Origin of the sequence: Streptomyces sp. NPDC058051, assembly GCF_042885475.1 — a bacterium.
Taxonomy (GTDB): Bacteria; Actinomycetota; Actinomycetes; order Streptomycetales; family Streptomycetaceae; genus Streptomyces.
The window spans coordinates 132,022-155,947 of the sequence record NZ_JBHVRW010000004.1; the positions used below are offsets into that span (position 1 = coordinate 132,022).

Annotated in this window: 23 protein-coding genes; 7 read left to right on the top strand and 16 right to left on the bottom strand. The window is 70.6% G+C overall.

Going from position 1 to position 23,926, the window contains the following annotated elements:
- Positions 1–14: 14 nt before the first annotated feature.
- Positions 15–824: an NAD-dependent epimerase/dehydratase family protein gene (locus tag ACFVUT_RS08570; RefSeq protein WP_389646478.1), complete on the top strand. Its 810-nt coding sequence runs from the start codon at positions 15–17 to the stop codon at positions 822–824.
- 214 nt (positions 825–1,038) lie between these two features.
- Positions 1,039–2,253, top strand: a complete 1,215-nt coding sequence (locus tag ACFVUT_RS08575; RefSeq protein WP_389646475.1) for a TerD family protein — start codon at positions 1,039–1,041, stop codon at positions 2,251–2,253.
- A 104-nt stretch (positions 2,254–2,357) separates the two neighbouring features.
- Here ACFVUT_RS08575 and ACFVUT_RS08580 read toward each other — a convergent pair whose 3' ends face one another.
- The 4 genes from ACFVUT_RS08580 to ACFVUT_RS08595 all read right to left on the bottom strand — a co-directional run bounded on the left by ACFVUT_RS08580 (position 2,358) and on the right by ACFVUT_RS08595 (position 7,920).
- A complete protein-coding gene (locus ACFVUT_RS08580; protein WP_389646472.1) occupies positions 2,358–2,588 on the bottom strand; it encodes a hypothetical protein in 231 nt (76 codons plus the stop codon).
- Between the two features lie 80 nt (positions 2,589–2,668).
- Positions 2,669–4,249, bottom strand: a complete 1,581-nt coding sequence (locus ACFVUT_RS08585; protein ID WP_389646470.1) for a TROVE domain-containing protein — start codon at positions 4,247–4,249, stop codon at positions 2,669–2,671.
- 584 nt (positions 4,250–4,833) lie between these two features.
- Positions 4,834–6,294, bottom strand: a complete 1,461-nt coding sequence (locus ACFVUT_RS08590; protein WP_389646467.1) for an alkaline phosphatase PhoX — start codon at positions 6,292–6,294, stop codon at positions 4,834–4,836.
- A gap of 171 nt (positions 6,295–6,465) precedes the next feature.
- Positions 6,466–7,920 (bottom strand): hypothetical protein, encoded by a 1,455-nt coding sequence (locus ACFVUT_RS08595; RefSeq protein WP_389646465.1) that lies wholly within the window; start codon positions 7,918–7,920, stop codon positions 6,466–6,468.
- 197 nt (positions 7,921–8,117) lie between these two features.
- Between ACFVUT_RS08595 and ACFVUT_RS08600 the strand changes: the two genes are divergently transcribed.
- Positions 8,118–9,989, top strand: a complete 1,872-nt coding sequence (locus tag ACFVUT_RS08600; protein ID WP_389646463.1) for an endonuclease/exonuclease/phosphatase family protein — start codon at positions 8,118–8,120, stop codon at positions 9,987–9,989.
- A gap of 50 nt (positions 9,990–10,039) precedes the next feature.
- Here ACFVUT_RS08600 and ACFVUT_RS08605 read toward each other — a convergent pair whose 3' ends face one another.
- On the bottom strand, positions 10,040–10,747 hold the full coding sequence (locus ACFVUT_RS08605; protein WP_389646460.1) for an antibiotic biosynthesis monooxygenase: 708 nt from the start codon (positions 10,745–10,747) through the stop codon (positions 10,040–10,042).
- Positions 10,748–10,899: 152 nt separating this feature from the next.
- Here ACFVUT_RS08605 and ACFVUT_RS08610 point away from each other — a divergent pair, with 152 nt between their 5' ends.
- Entirely contained in the window at positions 10,900–12,042 is a 1,143-nt protein-coding gene (locus tag ACFVUT_RS08610) for a lipid II:glycine glycyltransferase FemX (protein WP_389646458.1), read from the top strand.
- A gap of 26 nt (positions 12,043–12,068) precedes the next feature.
- Here the strand turns inward: ACFVUT_RS08610 and ACFVUT_RS08615 are convergent, their stop codons facing one another.
- A complete protein-coding gene (locus ACFVUT_RS08615) occupies positions 12,069–12,770 on the bottom strand; it encodes a DUF4232 domain-containing protein (protein WP_389646861.1) in 702 nt (233 codons plus the stop codon).
- Between the two features lie 166 nt (positions 12,771–12,936).
- On the opposite strand from ACFVUT_RS08615, the gene dapA reads away from it, so the two are divergent.
- Entirely contained in the window at positions 12,937–13,830 is an 894-nt protein-coding gene (dapA, locus tag ACFVUT_RS08620; protein ID WP_389646455.1) for a 4-hydroxy-tetrahydrodipicolinate synthase, read from the top strand.
- Here the strand turns inward: dapA and dapD are convergent.
- Together dapD and ACFVUT_RS08630 are read right to left on the bottom strand one after the other, a co-directional pair.
- Complete coding sequence (gene dapD, locus ACFVUT_RS08625; protein WP_389646452.1) at positions 13,827–14,816, bottom strand: 2,3,4,5-tetrahydropyridine-2,6-dicarboxylate N-succinyltransferase; 990 nt, start codon at positions 14,814–14,816, stop codon at positions 13,827–13,829. The genes dapA and dapD overlap by 4 nt on opposite strands.
- A 146-nt stretch (positions 14,817–14,962) precedes the next feature.
- Positions 14,963–16,198 (bottom strand): MFS transporter, encoded by a 1,236-nt coding sequence (locus ACFVUT_RS08630; RefSeq protein ID WP_389646449.1) that lies wholly within the window; start codon positions 16,196–16,198, stop codon positions 14,963–14,965.
- Positions 16,199–16,301: 103 nt separating this feature from the next.
- On the opposite strand from ACFVUT_RS08630, the gene ACFVUT_RS08635 reads away from it, so the two are divergent.
- Positions 16,302–17,207, top strand: a complete 906-nt coding sequence (locus ACFVUT_RS08635; RefSeq protein WP_389646446.1) for a winged helix-turn-helix transcriptional regulator — start codon at positions 16,302–16,304, stop codon at positions 17,205–17,207.
- 143 nt (positions 17,208–17,350) lie between these two features.
- Here the strand turns inward: ACFVUT_RS08635 and ACFVUT_RS08640 are convergent, their stop codons facing one another.
- Both ACFVUT_RS08640 and ACFVUT_RS08645 read right to left on the bottom strand, forming a co-directional pair.
- Complete coding sequence (locus ACFVUT_RS08640; RefSeq protein ID WP_389646443.1) at positions 17,351–17,887, bottom strand: TetR/AcrR family transcriptional regulator; 537 nt, start codon at positions 17,885–17,887, stop codon at positions 17,351–17,353.
- Entirely contained in the window at positions 17,887–18,207 is a 321-nt protein-coding gene (locus ACFVUT_RS08645) for a DMT family transporter (RefSeq protein ID WP_389646440.1), read from the bottom strand. The genes ACFVUT_RS08640 and ACFVUT_RS08645 overlap by 1 nt, the downstream gene beginning before the upstream one ends.
- 192 nt (positions 18,208–18,399) lie before the next feature.
- Here ACFVUT_RS08645 and ACFVUT_RS08650 point away from each other — a divergent pair, with 192 nt between their 5' ends.
- The gene (locus ACFVUT_RS08650) at positions 18,400–19,425 is read left to right on the top strand and encodes a hypothetical protein (RefSeq protein WP_389646437.1); all 1,026 of its coding nucleotides are present in this window, start codon (positions 18,400–18,402) and stop codon (positions 19,423–19,425) included.
- A 144-nt stretch (positions 19,426–19,569) separates the two neighbouring features.
- On the opposite strand, the gene ACFVUT_RS08655 is transcribed toward ACFVUT_RS08650, so the two are convergent.
- The 6 genes from ACFVUT_RS08655 to sufD are packed head-to-tail and all read right to left on the bottom strand — an operon-like array spanning position 19,570 to position 23,922.
- Positions 19,570–19,920: a metal-sulfur cluster assembly factor gene (locus ACFVUT_RS08655; protein WP_389646435.1), complete on the bottom strand. Its 351-nt coding sequence runs from the start codon at positions 19,918–19,920 to the stop codon at positions 19,570–19,572.
- Positions 19,917–20,372: a Fe-S cluster assembly sulfur transfer protein SufU gene (sufU, locus tag ACFVUT_RS08660; RefSeq protein ID WP_389646432.1), complete on the bottom strand. Its 456-nt coding sequence runs from the start codon at positions 20,370–20,372 to the stop codon at positions 19,917–19,919. The genes ACFVUT_RS08655 and sufU overlap by 4 nt, the downstream gene beginning before the upstream one ends.
- Before the next feature lie 26 nt (positions 20,373–20,398).
- On the bottom strand, positions 20,399–21,655 hold the full coding sequence (locus ACFVUT_RS08665) for a cysteine desulfurase (protein WP_389646429.1): 1,257 nt from the start codon (positions 21,653–21,655) through the stop codon (positions 20,399–20,401).
- On the bottom strand, positions 21,652–22,416 hold the full coding sequence (gene sufC / locus ACFVUT_RS08670) for a Fe-S cluster assembly ATPase SufC (RefSeq protein ID WP_360918895.1): 765 nt from the start codon (positions 22,414–22,416) through the stop codon (positions 21,652–21,654). The genes ACFVUT_RS08665 and sufC overlap by 4 nt, the downstream gene beginning before the upstream one ends.
- A 7-nt stretch (positions 22,417–22,423) precedes the next feature.
- A complete protein-coding gene (locus tag ACFVUT_RS08675) occupies positions 22,424–22,741 on the bottom strand; it encodes a bifunctional 3-phenylpropionate/cinnamic acid dioxygenase ferredoxin subunit (protein WP_093539686.1) in 318 nt (105 codons plus the stop codon).
- Entirely contained in the window at positions 22,741–23,922 is a 1,182-nt protein-coding gene (sufD, locus tag ACFVUT_RS08680; RefSeq protein ID WP_389646425.1) for a Fe-S cluster assembly protein SufD, read from the bottom strand. Before sufD ends, ACFVUT_RS08675 begins: the two co-directional genes overlap by 1 nt.
- Positions 23,923–23,926 lie beyond the last annotated feature (4 nt).

Genomic DNA, 23,926 nt, shown 5'->3' on the forward strand with positions numbered 1-23,926 from the left:
GAGGAGATCCGCGCATGCCCGCTCCCCGCACCGTCCTGCTCACCGGCGCCGCAGGCGGTCTCGGCACCCTGATGCGCGGACTTCTGCCCGCGTACGGCTACGAGCTCCGTCTCTTCGACCTCGCCCCCGTCGAGGGCGAGCCGGACGCGATCACCGCCGACCTCGGTGACAAGAAGGCGCTCCGCGAGGCCGTACGCGGTGTCGACGCGATCATCCACCTCGCGGGCATCTCCCTGGAAGCCCCGTTCGACAAGATTCTGCGGGCGAACATCGAGGGGACGTACAACCTCTACGAGGCCGCGCGCGAGGAGGGCGTGAAGCGGATCGTGTCCGCCTCCTCCAACCACGTCGTCGGCTACACCCCCCGGCCGCTCCCCGGCGACCCGCTGATCCCCATCGACACGCCGCGCCGCCCCGACACCTTCTACGGTCTGTCCAAGTCCTTCGGCGAGGACCTCGCCCAGTTGTACTGGGACCGGCACGGCATGGAAACCGTCTCCGTACGCATCGGCTCCTGTTTCCCGAAACCGACGTCCGTGCGAATGCTGTCGGTCTGGATGAGCCCCGGGGACGGCGCGCGCCTCTTCCACGCCGCGCTCACCGCCGACGACGTGCGGCACACCGTCGTCCACGGCTCGTCCGACAACACCCGGCTGTGGTGGGACCTGACGACGGCCCGCTCACTGGGATACGAACCGAGGGACGACTCGGAGCCGTACGCGGCCGAGCTCATCGCCGAACAGGGAGAGCTCGACCCGGACAACCCCGACCACGCGCACCTCGGCGGCCACTTCTGCACGAACCCCCCGATCTGGCCGTACTGACCGGACCGGTGATCCGGCCCTACCGCGACCGGCCCTCCGATCCGGCCGTAGTGACCGGACCGGCGGGCACACCGGCACCGCCTGCCCGACCGCCCGACCGCCTGCCCGACCGCCCGACCGCCCGACCGCCTGCCCGACCGCTCGCCGGTGAGGGGTGCGTGAAGGCCGGTGATGGTAAGGGAACGGCAAAGCCCGATCGTTCGTTACCCCGTGCATGACCGCTATGACCCCCGGCTCGAACATCCCTCTCTCCGCCGCCCGCGTGGCAGTGGACGTCTCCGCACCGGTGCGGCTCGACGTTTCGGGCCTGCTGCTCACCGCCGACGGCAAGGTGCGCTCCGACGACGACTTCATCTTCTACAACCAGCCCGCCGGCCCCGGTGTGACGTACCGCTCCGGCGGCGGCACCGCACCGGACGCGATCGTGGTGGACACCACAGCGGTCCCGGCCGGCATCGAGAAGATCGTCGTCACGGCGAGCCCGGACGCGGCGGGCCAGACCTTCCAGGGCATCGAGCCCACCGCGACCGTGCGCAACGCCGACAACGGCAGTGTGCTCGCCACCTTCACCCCGCCCCGGCTGGGCACCGAAACGGCGCTCGTGGTCATCGAGGTCTATCTCCGCAACGGCGCCTGGAAGGCCCGCGCGGTCGGCCAGGGCTATGCGAACGGGCTGGCCGGCATCGCCACGGACTTCGGTGTCTCGGTCGAGGAGGAGCCCGCCGCTCCCGCACCCGCCGCACCCGTCGCCGCACCCCCGATGCCCACCACCCCTCCGCTGGACCCACGGGTCGCCGCACCCCCGGCCCCCACGGCCCCGCCCGCCGCCGCTCCCGCGCCCGCCGCCTCCGGCAAGATCAACCTCGACAAGGGCCGGGTGAGCCTCCAGAAGAACCAGACGGTGTCCCTGGTCAAGGGCGGTCGACCGCTGCTCTCCCAGGTCAAGATGGGCCTCGGCTGGGAGCCCGCGTTCCGCGGCAAGGACATCGACCTCGACGCCTCGGTGATCGCCTACGGCCCCAACCGGAACCACCTGGACAGCTGCTACTTCGGCAAGCTCTCCATCCTGAACGGCGCGATCAAGCACTCCGGCGACAACCTCACGGGCGAGGGCGCGGGTGACGACGAAGTGATCGTCGTCGACCTGGGCCGAATCCCGGCGGAGGTGAGCGGTCTGATCTTCACGGTCAACTCCTTCACCGGCCAGAAGTTCACCGAAGTGGCCAAGGCCTACTGCCGTCTGGTCGACGCCGCCACCGACGAGGAACTGGTCCGCTTCGACCTGACGGGCGCCGAGCCGCAGACCGGCGTGATGATGGCCAAGCTGATCAGGCAGTTCTCCGGCGAGTGGGAGATGACGGCCATGGGCGACTTCGTGAAGTCGCGCACCGTCCGAGGCATGGTGAAGCCCGCCGCCCAGTCACTGTGACCAGCAGGACTTCCGACACGGCTTCAGGGGCACCCGCGCTTGCCGGGTGCCCCTGAAGCCGGGGAGCGGGGCGGGACCGCGGAACTGCGCGTGCCCGCCGCCCCTCAGAGCTTGGTCAGCTTGGAATAGGGGCTCAGGATCCTTCCCTGGCGCCCCGCGAAGTCGATGAGCACCGCGGCATTGTCCCCCTCGACAGCGAGGACGCGGCCGAGTCCGAACTGGTCGTGCGACACCCTGTCGCCCACATCGAACGATTCGACCGGTGGGGCCGCCTGGGTCGGGCGGTTGAAGGGACTGGACGGCAGGTGGCGCCGGGATCCGGCTGACTGTTTCATTACCTAGAAGTATGCGCCCCGAGAACACCCCGACGCCATGCCCGTCCCCTCCTGGGGGCACACTGACACCCGATTCGTCATCAGCGGCTCCAGGGCCAGTGGGCGTCCCGGCCCGCCGCCAGCAGCGGCACCATGCGGAACGCCGCGTCCGAAAGGCCCCCGAAGGTGTGGCGGTTCCCGCTTCCCGACGGGGCGTGACCGACCCGGTATCCGGCCAGGTTCCAGGTGTAGACGGGCACGGTGGACGGCACGGCCGCGGTGGCGTCCGCGGCGTACGAGAACGACGCCTGCTCGTCGGTGACGATCAGCACCCGGTCGTGGGCCCGGTAGCGCCGGCGCACCGCCTCCGCGGTGCTGGTCCCGCCGAGGTCGCCGAAGCGCTCCAGGACCTTCAGTACGGACTCACCCGGACGATACGTCACCCGTGCACTGTTTGTACCGAACTGCACCAGATCGGCGTCGGCTGCCCGCAGCGCCAGCGCCGTCCCGAAGATCGCGGCGGCGTCGGCCCGGTTGAGCTGCGAGCGGTCCGAGAGCGGCGCCCACACCGAGCCCGAGCGGTCGACCAGGATCAGCGTCCGCCCCGGCAGCGCGGGCACCTGGGCGAGGGAGTGGCCGAGCGCCTTCTCCAGCGGGTGGGCCCAGCGCAGCGACGGCGCGTGCTGATGGGCGGCGAGGTAGCGGAACGGGAACTGCCGGGACGCGGCGACCACGGCCGGATCAGAGATCTTCGCCGCCACCCGCGCCGCGACCTCGTCCGAGACACCCGCCTCGTCGAAGTTGCGCAGATTGCGGACGAGCGCCATCACACCCATCGACGGAATCACCGCTTCCCAGGCTGCGGCGTCCATCGGTCCCTGCAACCAGCCCGCCAGGGCCTCCCAGGTCATACCCGCGGCGGCAAGCCGCCGCGCCCCGTCCTCCCCGTCGATCACCGCCCGACGCTCCTGGACGGGCAGTTCCATCAGCGCGCGGTGGGCGGTGAGGGTGCGGTCCGAGGCCGGCACCACGGCCGTCTCCGGGTGGTGGCGGCGGTCGAGGGCGTACCGGAACAGCTCGCCCTGCCACGGCTTCTCCGGGGCCGGCGAGGCGTGCACCAGGTTCAGGATGTCGCCGAAGCGGTACCCCTTGGACGCGGTGTCGTACTTCAGCAGCGACGTGCCGTTGTAGAGGCGGCGTACGGCGTCGGCGATGCCGCGCTTGACGGGCTTGGGCACGGCGCGGCCGTAGCGCGATGTCCAGTACCCGAGGAGTTCACCGGGCTCGTCGGCGCGCAGCAGGACGGAGTCGACGACCTGCCGGTTGGAAGGTCCGTCCGCGGCACCGGCGTCGAGCCGCGCCTTCACGTACTCGGCGGCCCCGACGATCGAGGCGCTGCGCATCCCTCCGTCGCGGCGAAGCCAGTGGAGCAGACCGGCGGTCCATCCGGGGTCGCCGACGGCGAGTACCCGGACGAGTTCGGCGAATCGCCGGTCGCGCTGCTCGCCGTCCTCGTAGAAGGTCCGCTGCGAGACGAAGTTGGCGACCGCGAGCAGAAAGAGTTCGGAGCGGTTGTCGCGGAGGTGTCCGCGTCCGCCCTGATGGGCCGGCGCGGTGTGTCCGGTCGACTTCACGGGCGAGGTGGCGTGCGACCTGGTGGTGCGGGTGTTGAAGCGGGCCATGTGAATTCCCCCGAATTCATGGGGGAAGGCACAGCGGAAAAGGGAAAGGGCGCCCGAGATCAGGAGTCGGCGACGGGCTTGTCCGATGCGCTGTCCACTTGAGCCACCGGCCGGGGCCGGGCGGGACGCGAACCCGCAACCGTCGGATCCGGGAAGTATCCGTCACCTGCGCACCGGGCACCCCCCGATGTCTGTGCCTCCCGAGATCAGAGTCGGCGGCGGCGGTTTCTTGAGAGGAAGGAGCCGCAGCCCGCGCACCGGGAGGTGCGTGCAGTCGTTCACTGCTGATGAAGTTGTGGTGTCCAGAGATCACAGTCGGCGGAACCGACGAAGGTGCTCTGGCCCCTGAGCTACACCGGCACGAGAGCCGGTGGCGGGATTCGAACCCGCGGCATCCCCATGAAGAGTGGAAGTAGGTCCTGCCTGCGCACCCGGACACGGTCAGGACTCTGGAGCGGAACTCCACGGTGTGCGACGGAATTACGCGCGAGGGAATTCCCTCGCGCGTAATTCCGGGGCGGACGGCCTGTGACGGTACCGGTCGTCGGTTGCGGTACGGTCCGTCAGCGGCGGCACCGGGTCCGTCAGCGGCGGTTCGGCTGGCGCTTCCACGGGCCGGTGATGGCGAGCATGATGCCGGGCGTCTGGATGTTGGCGTACAGCGTCTTGCCGTCCGGCGAGAAGGTGACGCCGGTGAACTCGCTGTACTCCGGCTCCTCTTCGCTGCCGATGTTCAGCTCGTTGCGGCCGATGGGGTACGTGCGGCCGCTTTCGGTCGCGCCGAAGAGGTGCTGGATGCCGTTGCCGTCCTCGGCGATGACCAGACCGCCGTACGGCGAGACGGTGATGTTGTCCGGGCCGTCGAACGCGCCGTCCTTCGACGGGTCGGCGTTCACGCCGAGGAGCACCTTCAGCGTCAGCGTGCGGCGCTTGGGGTCGTAGAACCAGACCTGGCCGTCGTGCTGGACGGGGCTCTCCTCGCGGGCGAACGAGGAGACGATGTACGCGCCGCCGTCGCCCCACCACATGCCTTCGAGCTTGCGTGCGCGGGTGATCGTGCCGTCCGCGAACTGCTTGCGCACCGAGACGGTCTTCGCGTCGCGGTCGGGGACGTCGATCCAGTCCACGCCGTACACCGTGCCGATCTTCGTGGCGCGGGACAGGTCGTCGACGAACGCGCCGTTGCTGTCGAAGCACTTGGTGGCCTGGAGGACACCGGCGTCGTCGGCGAGCGTGCGCAGCTTGCCGCGGCCGTGCCGGAAGCCGTGCGGCGGAACCCAGCGGTAGAGCAGGCCGTTGGGGCCCGAGGCGTCCTCGGTCAGGTAGGCGTGGCCCTGCTTGGGGTCGATGACGACGGCCTCGTGGGCGAACCGGCCGAACGCCTTGATCGGGCGCGGGTCGCGGTTGGCGTGCTTGTCGTACGGGTCGACCTCGAAGACGTAGCCGTGGTCCTTGAGCAGACCGTTCTTGCCGGCCTTGTCCTCGGTCTCCTCGCAGGTGAGCCAGGTGCCCCACGGGGAGGCGCCACCGGCGCAGTTGGTGGACGTGCCGGCGATGCCGACCCACTCCGCGGTACGGCCGTCGCGGCGGGTCTCCACGACGGTGCAGCCGCCGGCGGCGACCGGGTCGTAGACGAGACCCTCGGCCAGCGGCACCGGGTACTCCCAGCCGGCCCGGGTGCCGCTCAGCTCGTGGTTGTTGACGAGCAGGGTGACTCCGCGGGGGCCCTCGAAGGTGGCCGTGCCGTCGTGGTTGGAGGGGGTGTACTCGCCGGACTCCAGCTTGGTGACACCGCTGTGGGTGATGACCGTGTAGGAGAAGCCGGCGGGCAGCGCGAGAAGTCCGTCGGGGTCGGCGATCAGCGGCCCGTAACCGGGCTCGTCGCCGTGTCCGTGACCGTGGTCGTGGTCGTCGTGGCCGCGCTTGGAGTCCTCCGCGGCAAGCGCACCGGGCGCGGTGGCCAGTGCGGCGACCGTACCGGTCAGGGCGATGCCGGCACCGGTGAGGGCGGAGTGTCTGGTGAATTCCCTGCGCGTGAAGGACATGACGTACTCCCGGAGCGGGTGGGCGGTTGTTGGCGCGCCCACAGTCGCGCCCCTGACCCAACACCAGTTGAACTGCGGGCGACCACGAGGGGCACCCTTCTTGTGCACTTGACCGGATGCGGCCCGCCGGAGGCGCGCACCGACGTGAGTGACCGACGCGGCCCCCAGGTCTCAGGCCCCCGCCCGCGACCGCGCCTTGAACGCCGCCTTGCGGGCCTCCTTGGCCTTCTTCTTGTCGCTGTGCAGCCGCCCCATCGCTTCGAGGACGTCCGCGGTCGCCGGGTGCTCCACCCGCCACACCTCGTCGAAGAAGCCGCTGTGCTGTCCGGCCAGGCCCTCGACGAGGTCCTGGAGCTCGTCCAGCTCGCCCTCGGCCTCCAACTGGGCCGCGATCGTGTCGACGGCGAGCCAGAAGATCATCGACTCCGACGGTACGGGGATGTCCGCCGCGCCCGTCTCCGCGAGCCAGACCCGCGCGAGACCACCCAGCTCCGGGTCGTCGAGCACCGCGCGCACCTCGGGCTCCGCCTCCGCGCCGACCAGGGCGAGCGCCTGCTGGCAGTGGAGACGGCGCAGCGGCGCCTGCTGGTCCATGCCCCGTGCCGCGGCGAGGAGTTCGGCCGCCGCGCCGTCCCCGCCGCGCCGGGCGAGCCACCGTTCGACCTCGCTGCGGGCCGCCGCCTCCGGGTAGTACGCGATGCCGCCGAGGAGCGCGTCGGCACCCTTGTCCGTGAGGTCGCCGATCGCCGGGGCGTCCAGGCCGGCGTCCAGCATCCGGGACCGGATGCCGTACAGCCCGAGGGGAGTCAGCTTCACCATTCCGTACCGGGTGACGTCCTCGTCGTCGGCCTCCGGGGCGTCGTCCTCGCCCACCTCGACCAGCAACGTCTCGTCCACCGGGCGGTATTCGACGATTCCGATGGGTTCGAGGACCCGGAACTGGTCGTCGAGACGCATCATCGCCTCGGACACCTGCTCCAGGATGTCGTCGGTGGGCTCGCCCATGCCGTCCGGCACGATCATCGAAGCGGCGAGCGCGGGCAGCGGTACGGGCGCCGCGTCCGTGCCACCGTCGCCGACGGTGAGCAGGTACAGATTGCCGAGTACCCCGTCGAGGAATTCCGCCTCGGCCTCCGGATCCCAGTCCAGGGCCTGGAAGTCGATCGAGCCGTCCTCGGCCACGATCTCGGCGAGGTCGTCGAAGACGGGCGCGGTGGCGTCGGCGTGGACGGCGTCCAGGCCGTCGAGCCAGATCGACAGGACGTCCTGCGGGGAACCGCCGGTGATCAGCGCCAGGTTCTCACCGGCGGCGGCGGTCCCCTCGCCGTCCCGGCCCGCGGCCTCCTCCGGGTCCTCGACGTCGACGAGGCCCGCGTCGACCGCGAGCCGCCACGCCTCGCTCGCCTCCGCCGCACCGTCCTCGTCCGGCGTGAGGCCGAGGTGTTCGGCCGCCGCGGGCAGTTGTTCCTCGACGAGCTCGCCGCCGGCGCCGACCCTGGTACCGGGGCCCGCCCAGCGGGCGAGCCGGACGGCACGGGCGAGCAGCGGCGTGGCGAGCGCGTCCCGTGCGAGCTCGGCCTCGGTGCGCAGCCGTACGGGCGGCAGGGTGGGGCGCTCTGCGGACATCAGGTGGTTCTCCTCGGGACGTACGGGGGCGTACGGGGTCAGGCGGCCCAAGCGTAGACGCATTTCGCCCCATGCCACCCGGTTCACCCGACGGACTGCCGCAGTCCACCCGGAGGTCCTTGACAACCTCCTTGCGCGCACACGAGATTGACGCGCGTAGACCTCCACTCCCACCCTCGATACCACCGGAGCTCGTGATGCCTGCCGCATCGTCCCGAACAACCGCCGTCTCCGCCGTAGTCACCGCCGCGCTCGCCGCCGGCCTGCTCACCGGCGCCGCCACCACCTCCGCCTCCGCCTCCCCGGCCCCGGCCCCGTCGACGCCGATCTCGTCGGACGGCCCGGTCCGGATCCATGACATCCAGGGCGCCACCCGGATATCCCCGCTCGCGGGACAGCAGGTCAGCGACGTCCCGGGCATCGTCACGGGGGTGCGTTCGTACGGCTCGAAGGGCTTCTGGTTCCAGGACCCGAACCCCGACGCCGACCCCGCCACCAGCGAGGGCGTCTTCGTCTACACAGGCTCCGCGCCGACCGTCGCGGTCGGTGACGCGGTCACCGTCTCCGGCACGGTCGCCGAGTTCGTTCCCGGCGGCGCCTCCTCCGGCAACCAGTCGCTCACCCAGATCACCAAGCCCACCGTCACGGTGGTGTCCTCCGGCAACGCCGTGCCCGCGCCCGTGACGGTCTCGGAGCGCACGGTGCCCTCCCGTTACACCCCCACGGGTGACGCCGCGGCAAGCGGCTCCATCAACGCGCTCCCCCTCGCGCCGTCCCGCTACGCCCTGGACTACTACGAGTCGCTGGAAGGCATGAACATCCGCATCGGCACGTCGCGGGTGGTCGGCGCCACCGACCCGTACGCCGAGCTGTGGGTGACGGTGAAGCCGCACGAGAACGCCGCCCTCCGCGGCGGTACGGTCTACGGCTCGTACACCGCGCAGAACACCGGACGCCTCCAGATCCAGTCGCTGGTGCCGCTCGACGAGCAGCCCTTCCCGACCGTCGACGTGGGCGATGTCCTGTCCGGTACGACCGAGGGTCCGCTCGACTTCAACCAGTACGGCGGCTACACCCTGACCGCGCGCACGCTGGGCACGGTCAGCCGCAAGGGCCTTGCCCGGGAGACGACCCGCAAGCAGCGCGACGGCGAACTGGCGGTGGCGACGTACAACGTCGAGAACCTCGATCCGACCGACCCGCAGGAGAAGTTCGACGCGCTCGCCGCCGCCGTGGTCGACCACCTCGCCTCGCCCGACATCGTGGCGCTGGAGGAGATCCAGGACGACAACGGTGCCACGGACGACGGCACGGTCGGCGCCGGGCAGACGGTGCAGAAGTTCATCGCCGCGATCGTGGCGGCGGGCGGCCCGGCGTACGAGTGGCGCTCCATCGACCCGGAGGACAAGAAGGACGGCGGCGAGCCCGGCGGCAACATCCGCCAGGTCTTCCTCTTCAACCCGGCACGGGTGTCGTTCACCGACCGCGCGGGCGGCGACGCGACGACGCCGACCGATGTCGTGCGGAAGGCGGGCCGCGCCGCCCTGACCCTCTCCCCCGGCCGGATCGACCCGGCGAACGCGGCGTGGCAGGCCAGCCGCAAGCCGCTCGCCGGGGAGTTCAGCTTCCGGGGCCGCACGGTCTTCGTCGTCGCGAACCACTTCGCGTCCAAGGGCGGCGACGAGTCCATCGTCTCGCAGCACCAGCCGCCGGCCCGCTCGTCGGAGGTCCAGCGGCACGCGCAGGCCACGGCGGTCAACACCTTCGTCAAGAAGCTGCTGAGCGTGCAGAAGGACGCGGACGTCCTGGTCGTCGGCGACATCAACGACTTCGAGTTCTCCGGCACGACCGAGGCGCTGACGGCCGGCGGCGTCCTGTACCCGGCGGTGAAGTCCCTGCCGCGCGCGGAGCGTTACTCGTACGTCTACCAGGGCAACACGCAGGTCCTCGACCAGATCCTGACCAGTCCGTCGATCCACGGCTTCCAGTACGACAGCGTGCACATCAACGCCGAGTTCGCCGCACAGGACAGCGACCACGACCCGCAGGTGCTCCGCTTCCGCCCGTAGCCCGCACGCCGCGAGGGCCTGTCCATCGCCGCCGGCCCACCGGACAGGACCTACGCGCCCGCCCCCGGCCTCATGCTGAGCGCGGGCGCGTACCGGTGCACGCCACTGCCGGTCACGCCCGGGTACGACCGCACCCGCTCCCACTGGGGTGTCCGCGACCCGACCCCGTCACCGCCCGCGGCCAGCGCGTCGGCATGGGCCCGCGCGCTCTCCCATTCGGCGTAATTGAGCACACGCGTTCCGTCGGTGCTCACATGGAAGTGCGCGGAGATGCCGCCGGGGGCGAGCGCCGGATCGGTCTCCAGCGCCTCGAACACGGTGTTCACCCAGTCCCGCTGCCGCGCCGCGTCCGCCCCGTCGAACTCGACGTCGACGATCACGACGCACCCCGGCTCCCGCCCGTCCCCGGGCCCGGCGGAACGGTAGGGCTCGAAGGTGTGCAGGCCGAGCCGCCGGATACCCGGCACGGCTGCGTCGATGTCCGCGATGCGCTCGTCCCGGCCGTGCCGGAAGAAGTCCTGGTGCGCCTGCTCGCCACTCCACTGGGTGTAGTGGAACAACGTCTTCCCGTCCTCACCGACATGGACGGTGTACGAGAGCAGCCCCGGATGGGGCCACTCCCTGCTGCCCCACGCCTCACGGACGGCCTCGACCGTCCGCCGCTGCCGCTCGGGGGTGCCGACATCCCAGGTGCTCGCCTTGGCGATTCCGACGTCGTTGCGGGCAAGATCAGGGCGGGATTCGAATTGCACGCTCATCACGCGTCCTCCTGAATGGTGCAGCCGTGTGGTGCACCGCTGCCGCCCACCCTGGTACGTCAAGTGCGCTTGAGGTCAACACTCCCCGTTGACACCTCGGGCCACCGGCAGGAAAACGAACACCGCCGACAGGAAAACGAACGGAGTACCTCATGAAGCTGCGCCTCAAGGCGATCACCCGCGAGGAACATCTGGAGTTCGTCGCGAGCCGGTCCACCGTGAGCCATATGCAGGTTCCGTCGTGGGGCGACGTGAAGCCCGGCTGGCGCGCGGAGAGCATCGGCTGGTTCGACCGGGACGGCATCGGCCCGGGCCGGATCGTCGGGGCCGGGCTCGTCCTCTACCGGCCGATCCCCCGGACGAGGCGCTATCTGGCCTATCTGCCGGAAGGCCCCGTCATCGACTGGGACGACGCCGGTCACACCGGTCTGGGGCAGTGGCTGGATCCGATGCTGGCGCATCTGAAGGAGCAGCGTGCGTTCTCGGTGCGCATGGGCCCACCGGTGGTCGCCCGGCGCTGGAAGGCCGAGACCGTCAAGGAGGCCATCGCCGACCCGGCCGCCGCGCGGCTGCGCGACGTGGAGGCGGACGTGGACGAGCCGCGGGCCGCCCAGGTGGTGGAGCAGCTGCGACGCATGGGCTGGCAGCAGGGCGAGGAGGACGGCGAGGACGGTTTCAGCGCCGGACAGCCCCGCTACGTGTTCCAGGTGCCGCTCGCCGGACGGTCACTGGAGGAGGTCCGGGGCGGGCTGAACCAGCAGTGGCGGCGCAACATCAAGAAGGCGGAGCAGGCGGGCGTGAAGGTCGTCGAGGGCGGCTACGAGGACCTTCCGGCCTTCTACGAGCTGTATCGCGAGACGGCCGGGCGCGACCGCTTCGTGCCACGCCCGCTCGTCTACTTCCAGCGCATGTGGACCGCGCTGCGGAGCGAGGACCCCGACCGGATGCGGCTCTACCTCGCCCATCACGACGGTGAGACGCTCGCCGCGGCGACGATGCTGACCGTCGGGAACCACGTCTGGTACTCCTACGGTGCCTCGACCGCCCGCAAGCGCGAGGTCCAGCCCAGCAACGCCGTCCAGTGGCGCATGATGAGCGACGCGCACGAGCGGGGCGCGGCCGTCTACGACCTGCGCGGCATCACCGACACCCTCGACGAGGGCAACCATCTCGTGGGCCTGCTGCGCTTCAAGGTCGGCACCGGCGGCCGGGCGGCCGAGTACATCGGCGAGTGGGACTACCCGATCAACAAGATGCTCCACAAGGTCTTCGCCTTCTACATGGCACGTCGCTGACCTCGCCCGCCGGCTCCCCCGTCGCACTACCGGGACGATTCGGCCCGCCAGGCGGTCATGTTCAGCTCGTCGAGCAGCCGTACGTCGCTTCCCTCCAGCGGGAAGGTGCGCGACTCCAGGCCGGGGGCCGGTGCGACCTCCAGCGCGTCGCCCTCGATGAGGTCACCGCCGGTCGGCGTGGAGACCCAGGCCAGGAGCGACCGCACCGTCTGCCCCGGCTTCAGCATGACCTCCTTCGGGCCCGGGTCGCTCCCCATGTACGAGGAGCCCGGATTCACCGGCACCGGCAGCGGGTCACCGGCGTCGTCCAGGGCCCGGACGGACGGATACCCGTCGACGCGGTACGGCTTGCTGCCGCAGTTGGTGAGGGTGAGGCCGACGGCCCGGTGGCCCAGCGCGGCCTGCACCTCGCCCATGTCGACGACGACCCCGGAGGCCGGGCAGCCGGCCCGGGCGGTGGGCGTGGGACCGGGCCCCTGAGCCGATGTGGACGGGGGCCGGTCGGGGAGCCCCGAGGAGACGCTGGGAAACGGTGACGGCAGCTTGTCGGCGTGCACGCCCCCCAAGGACACGGTCGGTGTCGGCTCCGGCTCGCCCTCGCCCGCCGGCACGAGGAATCCGGCACATCCCGAGAGCGACAGGCCCAGCGCCCCGGCCGTGAGCACGGCCACCACCGGCCTCCGCCCAAAGGCTCCGGACCCCGCCCCTGCCCGTTCCTGTGCCCGCATGCTCACGCACCCACCCCCACGTCGGTTTGCCGCATAGGCGTTCGATCATGCCAGAACTCGGAGCCGCCTCTGCCCTTCCTCCCCCGCAACCGTTGAGCGTTCCTTTCCCTTCACCCCAAGAAGAACTAAGTGGACCTTCACGGTCCGGTCGGCTGACACTTCAGGCATGACAGCCTCCGTAGCCCCCGCAGCCCCCTTCGGCCGCGCGCTCTGCGCGATGATCACGCCGTTCACCGCCTCCGGCGCACTGGACCCGGACGCCGCCCGGAAGCATGCCGCCTCCCTGGTGGCCGACGGCTGCGACGGACTGGTGCTCAGCGGCACCACCGGCGAGTCCCCGACCACCACCGATGCCGAGAAGACCGCACTGCTGCGGGCCGTCAGGGAAGCGGTCGGCGACGGCGTGCCGATCGTCGCCGGGGTCGGCAGCCCGGACACCCGGCACACCCTGACTCTGGCCCGTCAGGCCGAACAGGCGGGCGCGGACGGCCTGTTGGTGGTGACGCCGTACTACAGCAAGCCGCCGCAGGCCGCCGTCGAGGCCCACTTCAGGCGGGTCGCCGACGCGACCGGACTGCCGCTGATGCTGTACGACATCCCCGGCCGCACCGGCACCCGCATCGAGACGGAGACCCTGCTGCGGCTGGCGGAACACCCGCGCATCACGGCCGTGAAGGACTGCTCGTACGACCTGCTCGGCTCCACGAAGGTGATCGGCGCGACCTCGCTGGCGTACTACTCGGGCTGCGAGGAGCTGAATCTGCCGTTGTACGCGGTGGGCGCGGCGGGCTACGTCAGCACGGTCGCCAATGTGGCGCCCCGGCAGTTGAGGGCGGTCCTGGACGCCTTCGACTCGGGGGACACCGCGCAGGCCGCCCGGCTCAACCGGCTGACCGTCCCCCTGGCCGAGGCGATGATGGCGTCCGGACTGCCCGGCACGGTCACGGCGAAGGCCCTGCTCGGCGCCGGACCGGTCCGCGAACCGCTGCAGCCCGCCGGGCGCGGGGCGACCGACGGGCTGCGCAGGGTGTACGAGGAACTGCTCGCCGCTACACGTTAGTTGTGGCTGTGCAGGACGTCGTTGAGGCCGTCCCAGACCGCGTTGTTCGGGCGGGCCTCGACGGCGCCGGTGACGGAGTTGCGGCGGAAGAGGATGTTCGAAGCACCGGAGAGTTCACGGGCCTTGACGATCTGTCCGTCCGGCAGCGTGATGCGGGTGCCCGCCGTGACGTAGAGCCCGGCCTCGACGACGCACTCGTCGCCGAGCGCGATCCCGACACCGGCCTCGGCCCCGATCAGGCAGCGTTCGCCGATGACGATGCGCTCCTTGCCGCCGCCCGAGAGGGTGCCCATGGTGGACGCGCCGCCGCCGATGTCCGAGCCGTCACCGACCACCACACCCGCGGAGATCCGGCCCTCGACCATCGACGTGCCGAGGGTGCCCGCGTTGAAGTTGACGAAGCCCTCGTGCATGACGGTGGTGCCGGAGGCGAGGTGCGCGCCGAGCCTCACCCGGTCGGCGTCGGCGATCCGGACGCCCTTCGGCGCGACGTAGTCCGTCATCCGGGGGAACTTGTCGATCGAGGTGACCTGGAGGTGCAGACCGTCCGCGCGGGCGTTCAGCCGCACCTTCTCCACGTCGTCGACGGCGACCGGGCCGAGCGAGGTCCAGGCGACGTTGGCGAGGAAGCCGAAGATGCCGTCGAGGTTCAGGCCGTGCGGCCGGACGAGACGGTGCGAGAGGAGGTGCAGGCGCAGATAGGTGTCGTGGGCGTCGAGCGGCTTGTCGTCGAGCGAACCGATGACCGTGCGTACGGCGACGATCTCGACACCGCGGCGGGCGTCCACACCGATGGCCTTGGCGGCACCCTCACCGAGGAGGTTGACGGCCCGGTCGGGGGTGAGCCGTTCGGTCCCGGCCGGGCCGGGCTCCGCGGTGAGTTCGGGGGCGGGGAACCAGGTGTCGAGAACGGAACCGTCGCCGGCGATGGTGGCGAGGCCGGCGGCGACGGCGCCGGTGGTGCGAGCAGGAGTCGTGTCGGTCATGACACGAACCTAACCGGCGAGGCACCGCCGGAGCCAACCGGTCTCGCCCGATGGTCGCGGTACGGCCCCCGGGGCCCGCAGCCCCCCGACCAGCCGGTCTGCGGTCTGCCGACCACCCGGCCGGCCGGTCTGCGAAGCCGAGCCGGTCATTCACGTGCCGGCACGGGAGCCTCCTCGCGTACCGGCGCGGGAACCTTCTCGCGCTCCGGCGCCGGCAGCCGTCGCGCCGCCAGGACCGCCGTACCCGCCCCGCCCGCCAGCACCGCGCAGACAGGCCAGAGCAGTCCGGGCGCGGCAGTGTAGAGGGCGCCGCCGAGCGGCGGCGCCACCACCTGGCCGCTGATGGAGGCTCCCGCGTACAGGCTCTGGAAGCGGCCCTGAGCATGGGCGGGGGCCTGGTCGGCGACGTACGCCGTCGCGGTGGACTTGTAGAGGATCTCCCCCGCGGTCAGTGACGCCATCATGGTGAGGGCGAACAGCGTCCCGGCCCCCGGGATCAGCACCGCGTAGCCCAGCCCCACCAGCAGCAGCCCGGTGGCGACGATGCCCAGCGGCGCGCGTCGGCGCAGCGCGTGCACGGTGGGCAGTTCCAGCAGGAGGATGAGGGCGCCGTTGACGGAGAGCAGCCAGCCGTAGAACTGGGCGCTGTGGCCGTGCTCGGTCAGGAAGAGGGGCAGGGTCGAGTACTGCTGCCGGTAGACGAGGTCGGCGCAGAGGCTCGCGGTGAGCAGGACCAGCACGGCGGGTCTGGCCCGCAGCTCGCGCCAGAGCCCGGGAGTGCCGGGCTCGCGCACCGGCCGGTTGTGCGCCGTGTCGCGCGCCGGGAGCACCGCCGTCGCGTATCCGGCGACGAGGAGCGTGCCGAGGCCGTCGGCGACGAACAGCCAGTCGTACGAGAAGCGCGCGGCGATCAGCGCCCCGAGCGGCGGGCCGACGGCGAACGCCGCGTTGCCCGCGGTCCGTACGAGGGCGAAGCTCCGGCGCCGATCACCCTCGGGGACGGAGACGGCGACGAGGGCGGCGTTGGCCGCGCGTACGACCCCTGCCGCGTACTGCGCGAGCGGCAGTGCCCCGTACATCGCCACGACCGGCAGGACCGGCAGGGTGGCGAGCGTCACCCCGCTGACCAGCGAACCGGTCAGGAGCATCCGGCGGTGGCCGTAGCGATCGCCGAACCAGCCGCCGGTGAAGTTCCCCGCGACCAGACCGACGCCGCCGACGCCCGCGATCGCTCCGGCCTGCGGGACGGTCAGCCCGCGCGGACCGGTCAGATAGATGAAGAGATAGACGAACGTGAAGCTCACGACCCCGTTGAGAAAGGACCCGAAGGCCAGCAGCCGTACCGTGCGCGGTACCTCCCGCACGACCCCGAAGGACCTCATGCGCGACACCCCCAGTGAGTTTCCTTTGGGAACGGACTATGGCACCATGTATTCCCGCAGGTCAATCAGGAGGAGAGGGCCGCGGGAGACCAACGGAGGAGCCATGCCCCAGCGGACCAGCCTGGCCGACGCCGACTGCGCCATCGCTCAGGCGCTCGACGTCGTGGGCGACTGGTGGACCCTGCTGATCGTGCGGGACGCGGCGCGCGGGGTGCACCGCTTCGACGCGCTCCAGGAAGAGCTGGGCGTGTCCCGCAAGGTGCTGACGGAGCGGCTGCGGCTGCTGGTCGACGCGGGAGTGCTGTCCCGGGAGCCGTATCAGGACCGGCCGCCCCGGTACGAGTACCGGCTCACCCCGCGTGGGCGGGCGCTGCTGCCCGTGCTGATCGCGCTCCAGGACTGGGGCGACACCTGGGTGCTGGGGGAAGGGGAGACGATGGCCACGGCTGCGGACGCGTCGAAGGAGGCTGCCCGGGTGCACGCCCTGGTGGGCACGCGCCTGCCCGAGCTGCGGCTGCCGGACCACGACGGCGCGTTGCGCGACCCGGTCGCCGACACCCCGTACACCGTCCTGTACTGCTTCCCCGGCGCCTACGCCCGGCGGGACGCCTATCCGCCGGGCTGGTCCGAGATCCCGGGCGCGAGCGGCTGCACTCTCGAATCCTGCACGTACCGTGACCAGTTGGCCGAGTTCACGGCGGCGGGCGCGACGGTGCACGGGGTGTCCACCCAACGGCCGGACGAGCAGCGGGCGTTCGCGAAGGCGGAACGGCTGCGCTTCCCGTTGCTGTCCGACGCGGAGCTGGAGCTGGCGGCGGCGCTGCGGCTGCCGACGTTCCGCGCGGCGGGGACGAGCCGGCTGAAGCGGCTGACGCTGGTGGTGGACCGCGACCGGACGATCCGCGAGGCGCTGTACCCGGTCACGGACATCGAGGCGAGCGTGCGGGCGGCACTGACGGCCGTCCGCGAGACAGACCCGTCCGGCGAGCGGGCGGCACGCGAGACCTGAGAGTCCGGGTGCCGCGCCCGGCGATACGCGAGACCGGACCACCCCGGTGGCACGGCGAGCGGCACGCGAGGCCGGAGCGCCTCCATGCCGTGGCGAGCGGCACGCGAAACCGGAGCGCCCCGGTGCAGCGGCGAGCGGGGCCGTCAGCCGACGACGCGTCCCAGCATCTCGCGCGCGTACGCCTCGTCGTACTCCCCGCCGGTGAGCAGCACGTGCAGGCAGATCCCGTCCATGAGCGCGACCAGTGCCCGCGCTGTGGCCGGATCGGTCCGCCGGGACAGCAACTCGGCCGTGCCGTCGGTCCATTCGGCGGCGACAGGCCGCAGCGACGGCCTGCGGAGCGCGGCAAGGTAGAGCTCGTACTCCAGCTCGGCCCTCCCGCGCCCGCCGGAGAAGTACGCCCCCAGCAGCCCGGCCAGCGCCTTTGCGAGATCGGCGGCGGGATCGGCCAGGGCCCCGCTCTCCCGCATGACGTCGGCGAAGTTCTCGTTCGACCGGCGCAGGGCCGCGATCAACAGCTCGTCCAGTGAAGCGAAGTGATACGTCGTCGAACCGAGCGGCACATCGGCCTCGGCCGCGACGGAGCGGTGGCTGAGCCCGGCGATCCCCTGGGCACCGACCACCCGGATCGCGGCATCGATGATGCGGTCGCGCCGCTCGGGGTCGTAGCGGCGTGCCATCAGTGGGCTCCGCCCAGATTCAGCACCACCACTCCGGCGACGACCAGCGCTATGCCCGCCAGTTTGACCAGGTTGCCGGACTCCCCCATGAAGAGGATGCCGATGGCGGCGATCGCGGCGGTGCCGATCCCGGCCCAGATGGCATAGGCGGTGCCCATCGACAGCGTCTTCAGCGTCTGGGCGAGCAGCGCGAACGCGGTGAGATACCCCGCGACGGTGATGAGCGAGGGCCAGAGCCGGGTGAAGCCCTCGCTGTACTTCATGGCCGTCGTACCGGCCACCTCCGCCGCGATCGCCGCGGCAAGCAGTCCGTATCCCATGTGTACGACTGTACGCATCGCCATTCGTATCCCAGTACGACCGCCGTGCGGCCCCGGGACGCTACGGTGTCCCGACCAGCACGCCGGACGACGACACACAACGGAGCAGCAGTGGCGCACGACGCAGGGTGGGGCGGTGCTCCTCCGTACGGAGGAACGCCGTACGGAGGAGCACCGGGGTGGGGCGGCTGGATGCCGCCGCCGAAACCCGGAGTGATACCACTGGCGCCCCTGAGGCTCGGGGACATACTCAGCGGCGCCTTCAGCACGATGGGGCGCTACTGGAAGCAGCTGTTCGGCCTCGCCGCGGCCGTGTACGGCGGGGCGCTGCTCATCGTGGGGGCGGCGGTCCTGATCGGGTACTCCGCGGTCGGTGACCACCTGGACCGGGTCATCTCGCTCAGCGCCGACGAGGATCCGTCGCCGGATGACCTCGTACCGATATTCGTCGCCCTCGGCATCGTCTGGCTGATCGCCGTGGCCGCCTTCGTGATCGGTTCGGCCATGATGTACGCGGCCGTTCCCGTGGTCCTCCAGGAGGCGGTACTGGGCAGGCCGACCACCTTCTCCGCCGTCTGGCGCCGGGCCTGGGCCCGGGTGCCGGCGTTGCTCGGAGCGATGATCCTCGCGGCACTGATCGCGATGATCCCGGTGGTACTGGCGATGGTCGGCTTCGTCGCTCTCGTGATCAGCGCGATCACCCTGTCGGACGAGCCGAACGCCGCGGTGTGGACCGCGTTCGGCTTCCTGGGCGCCCTGGCCACCGCGCCGCTGGCGGCCTGGCTCTGGGTGAAATTCAGCCTGGCGCCCTCGGCCGTCGTCTTCGAGGGGCAGCGCCCGATGGCGGCGCTGCGCCGCTCGTCGCAGCTGGTGCGCGGCGACTGGTGGCGGGTCTTCGGGATCAGCCTGCTGGCCTTCGGCATGGCGGCCGTGGCGAACTACGTCATCCAGATCCCGTTCTCGTTCCTCGGCGCGTTCTCCGGGGTCATCGGCGGCTCAACCCTGGACGACGACCCGAACGCGGCAGCGATCCTCTTCGCGATGAGCGGCTATCTGGTGCTCTTCGCGCTGGGGCAGCTGGTCGGCCAGTTCATCTCGGTGACCTTCCCGCAGCTGGTGACCGGAATCCTCTACGTCGACCGGCGCATGCGCACGGAGAACCTGGGCCCGGTCCTCGCCGAGGCGGCGGCCACGCCCCCGCCGCCGTACGGCCCGTAGGAACGGCATCCCGGCGCACGGCGGGTCGCGGTCGGGAGAGAGCGGCTCGCCGACGCCCCAGAACCCGTCACCACGGGCGAACACCGCCGAACGGCCCCCGGCGGAAGCCGGGGGCCGTTCGGCGGTACGGAGAGCTCGGACGACTCAGACGTTGAATCCGAGCGCGCGCAGCTGCTCGCGCCCGTCGTCCGTGATCTTGTCCGGGCCCCACGGCGGCATCCAGACCCAGTTGATCCGCAACTCGTTGACGATGCCGTCGGTCGCGGACTTCGCCTGGTCCTCGATGACATCGGTCAACGGACAGGCCGCGGACGTCAGCGTCATGTCGAGAGTGGCGATGTTGGCGTCGTCGATGTGGATGCCGTAGATCAGGCCCAGATTGACGACGTCGATGCCCAGCTCGGGGTCGACCACGTCGTACAGGGCTTCGCGGACCTCCTCCTCGGTGGCCGGCTTCGTCAGGCTCCCGTCGGATGTCACCGTGTTCTCGCTCATACCGTCTTCCCTTCGGACAGCGCTTTCGCCGTCGCGTCCTTCCACGCCATCCAGCTCAGTAGCGCGCACTTGACCCGGGCCGGGTACTTCGAGACACCGGCGAACGCGACGGCGTCCTCCAGTACCTCTTCCATCGCGTCGTCCGGCTCCAGCTGGCCCTTCGACTGCATCAGCTCCAGGAAGGTCTCCTGGATCTTCTGCGCCTCGCCCAGCTCCTTGCCGACCAGCAGCTCGTTCAGCACGGACGCGCTGGCCTGGCTGATGGAGCAGCCCTGACCCTCGTACGACACATCGGCGATGGTCTCGCCGTCGTACTTCACCCGGAGAGTGATCTCGTCGCCGCACGTCGGGTTGACGTGGTGCACCTCGGCGTCGCCGTCCCGCAGGCCGCGCCCGTGGGGGTGCTTGTAGTGGTCCAGGATCACTTCCTGGTACATGGAATCAAGCTTCACCAGTCAACCCTCAGCCGCTCTGCCAATTAACCGAAAAAGTTCCGGACGTGTTCCAGACCGTCCACCAGGGCGTCGACCTCGGCGGGCGTCGAGTACAGATAGAAAGACGCTCGCGTCGTCGCAGGAATTCCGTACCGCAGGCAGACCGGCCGTGCGCAGTGGTGTCCGACCCGGACCGCGATGCCCTGCTCGTCGAGTACCTGTCCCACGTCGTGGGGGTGGATGTCACCGAGCGTGAAGGAGATCGTGGCGCCGCGGTCCTCGGCCGTCGCAGGACCGATGATCCTGAGGTCGGGGATCTCCAGGAGCCGCTTCACCGCGTACTCGGTGATCGCGTGCTCGTGCCGGTAGATGTTCTCCATGCCGATCGCCGAGAGGTAGTCCACGGCCGCGCCGAGGCCGACGGCCTGGGCGATCGGGGGCGTACCGGCCTCGAACTTGTGCGGCGCCGGAGCGTACGTGGAGGAGTGCATCGACACGGTCTCGATCATCTCGCCGCCACCCAGGAACGGCGGCAGGTCCTCCAGGAGCTCCTGCCGGCCCCAGAGCACGCCGATCCCGGTCGGGCCGACCATCTTGTGACCGGTGAAAGCCACGAAGTCGGCCTGCAACGCCTGCACGTCGAGCACCATGTGCGGGGCGGCCTGCGAGGCGTCGATGCAGACCAGCGCGCCGACCTGCTGGGCACGGCGGACGATCTGCTCGACCGGGTTGATCGTGCCCATGATGTTGGAGACCAGGGTGAAGGAGACGATCTTCGTCTTCTCCGTGATGATCTCGTCGATGTTGGACAGGTCGAGGCGGCCGTCGTCGGTGATGCCGAACCACTTCAGCTTCGCGCCGGTGCGCTGCGAGAGCAGCTGCCACGGCACGATGTTGGAGTGGTGTTCCATCTCCGTGGTGACGATCTCGGTGTCGTGGTCCACGCGGTAGGGCTCATCGGCCCAGCCGAGCATGTTGGCCACGAGGTTCAGCGACTCGGAGGCGTTCTTCGTGAAGATCACCTCGTCGCGGCTCGGCGCGTTGATGAACGCGGCGATCTTGTCACGGGCGCCTTCGTACAGCGCCGTGGCCTCCTCCGCGATCGTGTACACGCCGCGGTGCACATTGGCGTTGTGCCGCTCGTAGTACTCGCTGAGCGCGTCGAGCACCTGGCGCGGCTTCTGCGAGGTCGCCGCACTGTCCAGGTAAACGATCTTCTTCCCGTCGTGGACCGTCCGATCCAGCAGGGGGAAGTCCTTGCGGATCGCCTCGGTGTCGAGGAGGCCCGGCAGCTGTGTCACGCGGAAGCGCCACCCTTCACATATGCCTCGTAGCCCTCGTTCTCCAGCTTGTCGGCGAGCTCGGCGCCGCCGGACTCGGCAATACGGCCGTTGGCGAAGACGTGCACGAAGTCGGGCTTGATGTAGCGGAGGATCCGCGTGTAGTGCGTGATCAGCAGGGTGCCGACCTCGCCGGTCTCGCGGACCCGGTTGACTCCCTCGGAGACGATGCGCAGGGCGTCGACGTCCAGACCGGAGTCGGTCTCGTCGAGGATCGCGACCTTGGGCTTGAGGAGCTCCAGCTGAAGGATCTCGTGGCGCTTCTTCTCACCGCCGGAGAAGCCCTCGTTGACGTTGCGCTCGGCGAACGCCGGGTCCATGTGGAGCCGGCCCATCGTCTCCTTGACCTCCTTGACCCAGGTACGCAGCTTGGGTGCCTCGCCGCGCACGGCGGTGGCGGAGGTGCGCAGGAAGTTGGAGACCGAGACGCCGGGGATCTCGACCGGGTACTGCATCGCGAGGAACAGACCGGCGCGGGCGCGCTCGTCGACGGTCATCTCCAGGACGTCCTCGCCGTCCAGGGTCACCGAACCGCTGGTGATCGTGTACTTGGGGTGACCGGCGAGGGAGTACGCGAGGGTGGACTTGCCGGAGCCGTTGGGCCCCATGATGGCGTGGGTCTCGCCCTGCTTCACGGTCAGGTCGACGCCCTTGAGGATCTCCTTCGTGGCGTTGTCGGCCTCGACGGAGACGTGCAGGTCGCGGATTTCAAGCGTTGCCATGGGTGACTCAGGACTCCTGGGTGACGGAGACGAGCACATCGTCCCCTTCGATCTTGACGGGGTATACGGGGACGGGGCGCGTCGCGGGAAGGCCGGACGGCTTGCCGGTGCGGAGGTCGAAGCTGGAGCCGTGCAGCCAGCACTCGATCATGCAGTCCTCGACCTCTCCCTCGGACAGGGAGACGTTCGCGTGCGAGCAGATGTCGTTGATCGCGAACACCTCGCCCTCGGTACGGACGACGGACACCGGGACGCCGTCGAGCTCCACCCGCTTCGGGGTGTCGTCCTCCAGCTCACTCAGCGCACAGGCTTTGACGAAGGCCATCAGACGGAAGCCTTCAACTCGGCCTCGATCTTCTCCAACAGCCGCGCCTCGACGTCGGGCAGGCCGATCTGCTGGACGAGCTCGGCGAAGAACCCGCGCACCACGAGCCGACGGGCCTCCTCGGCGCCGATGCCACGCGACATCAGGTAGAAGAGCTGCTCGTCGTCGAAACGGCCGGTCGCGGAGGCGTGGCCGGCGCCGACGATCTCGCCGGTCTCGATCTCCAGGTTCGGCACCGAGTCGACCCGCGCGCCGTCCGTGAGGACGAGGTTGCGGTTCATCTCGTAGGTGTCGGTGCCCTCGGCCCTGGCCTGGATCAGGACGTCACCGATCCACACCGCGTGTGCGCCGTCGCCCTGGAGCGCGCCCTTGTAGGCCGCGTTGGACTTGCAGTGCGGGGTGTTGTGGTCGACCAGGAGGCGGTGCTCCTGGTGCTGGCCCTTGTCGGTGAAGTACAGGCCGAAGAGCTCGGCCTCACCGCCGGTGCCCGCGTAGCTGACACGCGGGTGGAGACGGACGAGGTCACCGCCGAAGGTGACGACGATCGACTTGAACGAGGCGTCCCGGCCGACCAGCGCGTTGTGCTGGCCGACGTGGACCGCGGACTCGTCCCAGTCCTGCACGGAGACGACGGTCAGCTTCGCGCCGTCACCGAGGACGTAGTCCACGTTGGCGGCGAGCACCGCGTCACCGGTGTGGTCGATGACGACGACGGCCTCGGCGAAGGCGCCCAGCTCCACGACCTGGTGTCCGTAGGCCACCCCGCCCTCGCCGTGCACCGCGATGCGGATCGGCTCGGTGAGCACGGCCTCCTTGGCGACCGTGACGACGGACGCCTGCTCGAAGGACGTGTACGCCTGGGCGGCGACGCGGTCCACCGGGGCGCCGGCCCTGCCGAGCCGGGCGTCGTCACGGCCGACCGTCTCGACCGTGACGCCCTCGGGAGCTTCGATCGCGACCTTCACGGCGCCGCCGGTGGCGACGGCGGTGCCGTCGTGCAGCCCGCGCAGCCGCTCCAGCGGCGTGAACCGCCACTCCTCCTCACGGCCGTGCGGGACCGGGAAGTCCGCGACGTCGAAGGACGGGGGCGCGCTCATGCGCGTGGCGACGGTCGACTCGGCGGCCACCGCGATGGACCCGGTGGTGGTGGATCCCGCCGGAATGTTCTGAGCCTCAGCCATGGCT

Coding starts and splice junctions, on each gene's coding strand:
- ACFVUT_RS08610 (WP_389646458.1), top strand. CDS start 10,900: ATGAAGCTGCGCCTCAAGGCGATCACCCGCGAGGAACATCTGGAGTTC.
- ACFVUT_RS08650 (WP_389646437.1), top strand. CDS start 18,400: ATGCCGCCGCCGAAACCCGGAGTGATACCACTGGCGCCCCTGAGGCTC.
- ACFVUT_RS08675 (WP_093539686.1), bottom strand. CDS start 22,741: ATGGCCTTCGTCAAAGCCTGTGCGCTGAGTGAGCTGGAGGACGACACC.
- sufC (WP_360918895.1), bottom strand. CDS start 22,416: ATGGCAACGCTTGAAATCCGCGACCTGCACGTCTCCGTCGAGGCCGAC.
- dapA (WP_389646455.1), top strand. CDS start 12,937: ATGACAGCCTCCGTAGCCCCCGCAGCCCCCTTCGGCCGCGCGCTCTGC.
- ACFVUT_RS08645 (WP_389646440.1), bottom strand. CDS start 18,207: ATGGGATACGGACTGCTTGCCGCGGCGATCGCGGCGGAGGTGGCCGGT.
- ACFVUT_RS08635 (WP_389646446.1), top strand. CDS start 16,302: ATGCCCCAGCGGACCAGCCTGGCCGACGCCGACTGCGCCATCGCTCAG.
- ACFVUT_RS08575 (WP_389646475.1), top strand. CDS start 1,039: ATGACCGCTATGACCCCCGGCTCGAACATCCCTCTCTCCGCCGCCCGC.
- ACFVUT_RS08630 (WP_389646449.1), bottom strand. CDS start 16,198: ATGAGGTCCTTCGGGGTCGTGCGGGAGGTACCGCGCACGGTACGGCTG.
- ACFVUT_RS08640 (WP_389646443.1), bottom strand. CDS start 17,887: ATGGCACGCCGCTACGACCCCGAGCGGCGCGACCGCATCATCGATGCC.
- ACFVUT_RS08585 (WP_389646470.1), bottom strand. CDS start 4,249: ATGGCCCGCTTCAACACCCGCACCACCAGGTCGCACGCCACCTCGCCC.
- ACFVUT_RS08600 (WP_389646463.1), top strand. CDS start 8,118: ATGCCTGCCGCATCGTCCCGAACAACCGCCGTCTCCGCCGTAGTCACC.
- ACFVUT_RS08615 (WP_389646861.1), bottom strand. CDS start 12,770: ATGCGGGCACAGGAACGGGCAGGGGCGGGGTCCGGAGCCTTTGGGCGG.
- ACFVUT_RS08655 (WP_389646435.1), bottom strand. CDS start 19,920: ATGAGCGAGAACACGGTGACATCCGACGGGAGCCTGACGAAGCCGGCC.
- ACFVUT_RS08590 (WP_389646467.1), bottom strand. CDS start 6,294: ATGTCCTTCACGCGCAGGGAATTCACCAGACACTCCGCCCTCACCGGT.
- ACFVUT_RS08595 (WP_389646465.1), bottom strand. CDS start 7,920: ATGTCCGCAGAGCGCCCCACCCTGCCGCCCGTACGGCTGCGCACCGAG.
- ACFVUT_RS08570 (WP_389646478.1), top strand. CDS start 15: ATGCCCGCTCCCCGCACCGTCCTGCTCACCGGCGCCGCAGGCGGTCTC.
- ACFVUT_RS08605 (WP_389646460.1), bottom strand. CDS start 10,747: ATGAGCGTGCAATTCGAATCCCGCCCTGATCTTGCCCGCAACGACGTC.
- sufD (WP_389646425.1), bottom strand. CDS start 23,922: ATGGCTGAGGCTCAGAACATTCCGGCGGGATCCACCACCACCGGGTCC.
- ACFVUT_RS08580 (WP_389646472.1), bottom strand. CDS start 2,588: ATGAAACAGTCAGCCGGATCCCGGCGCCACCTGCCGTCCAGTCCCTTC.
- dapD (WP_389646452.1), bottom strand. CDS start 14,816: ATGACCGACACGACTCCTGCTCGCACCACCGGCGCCGTCGCCGCCGGC.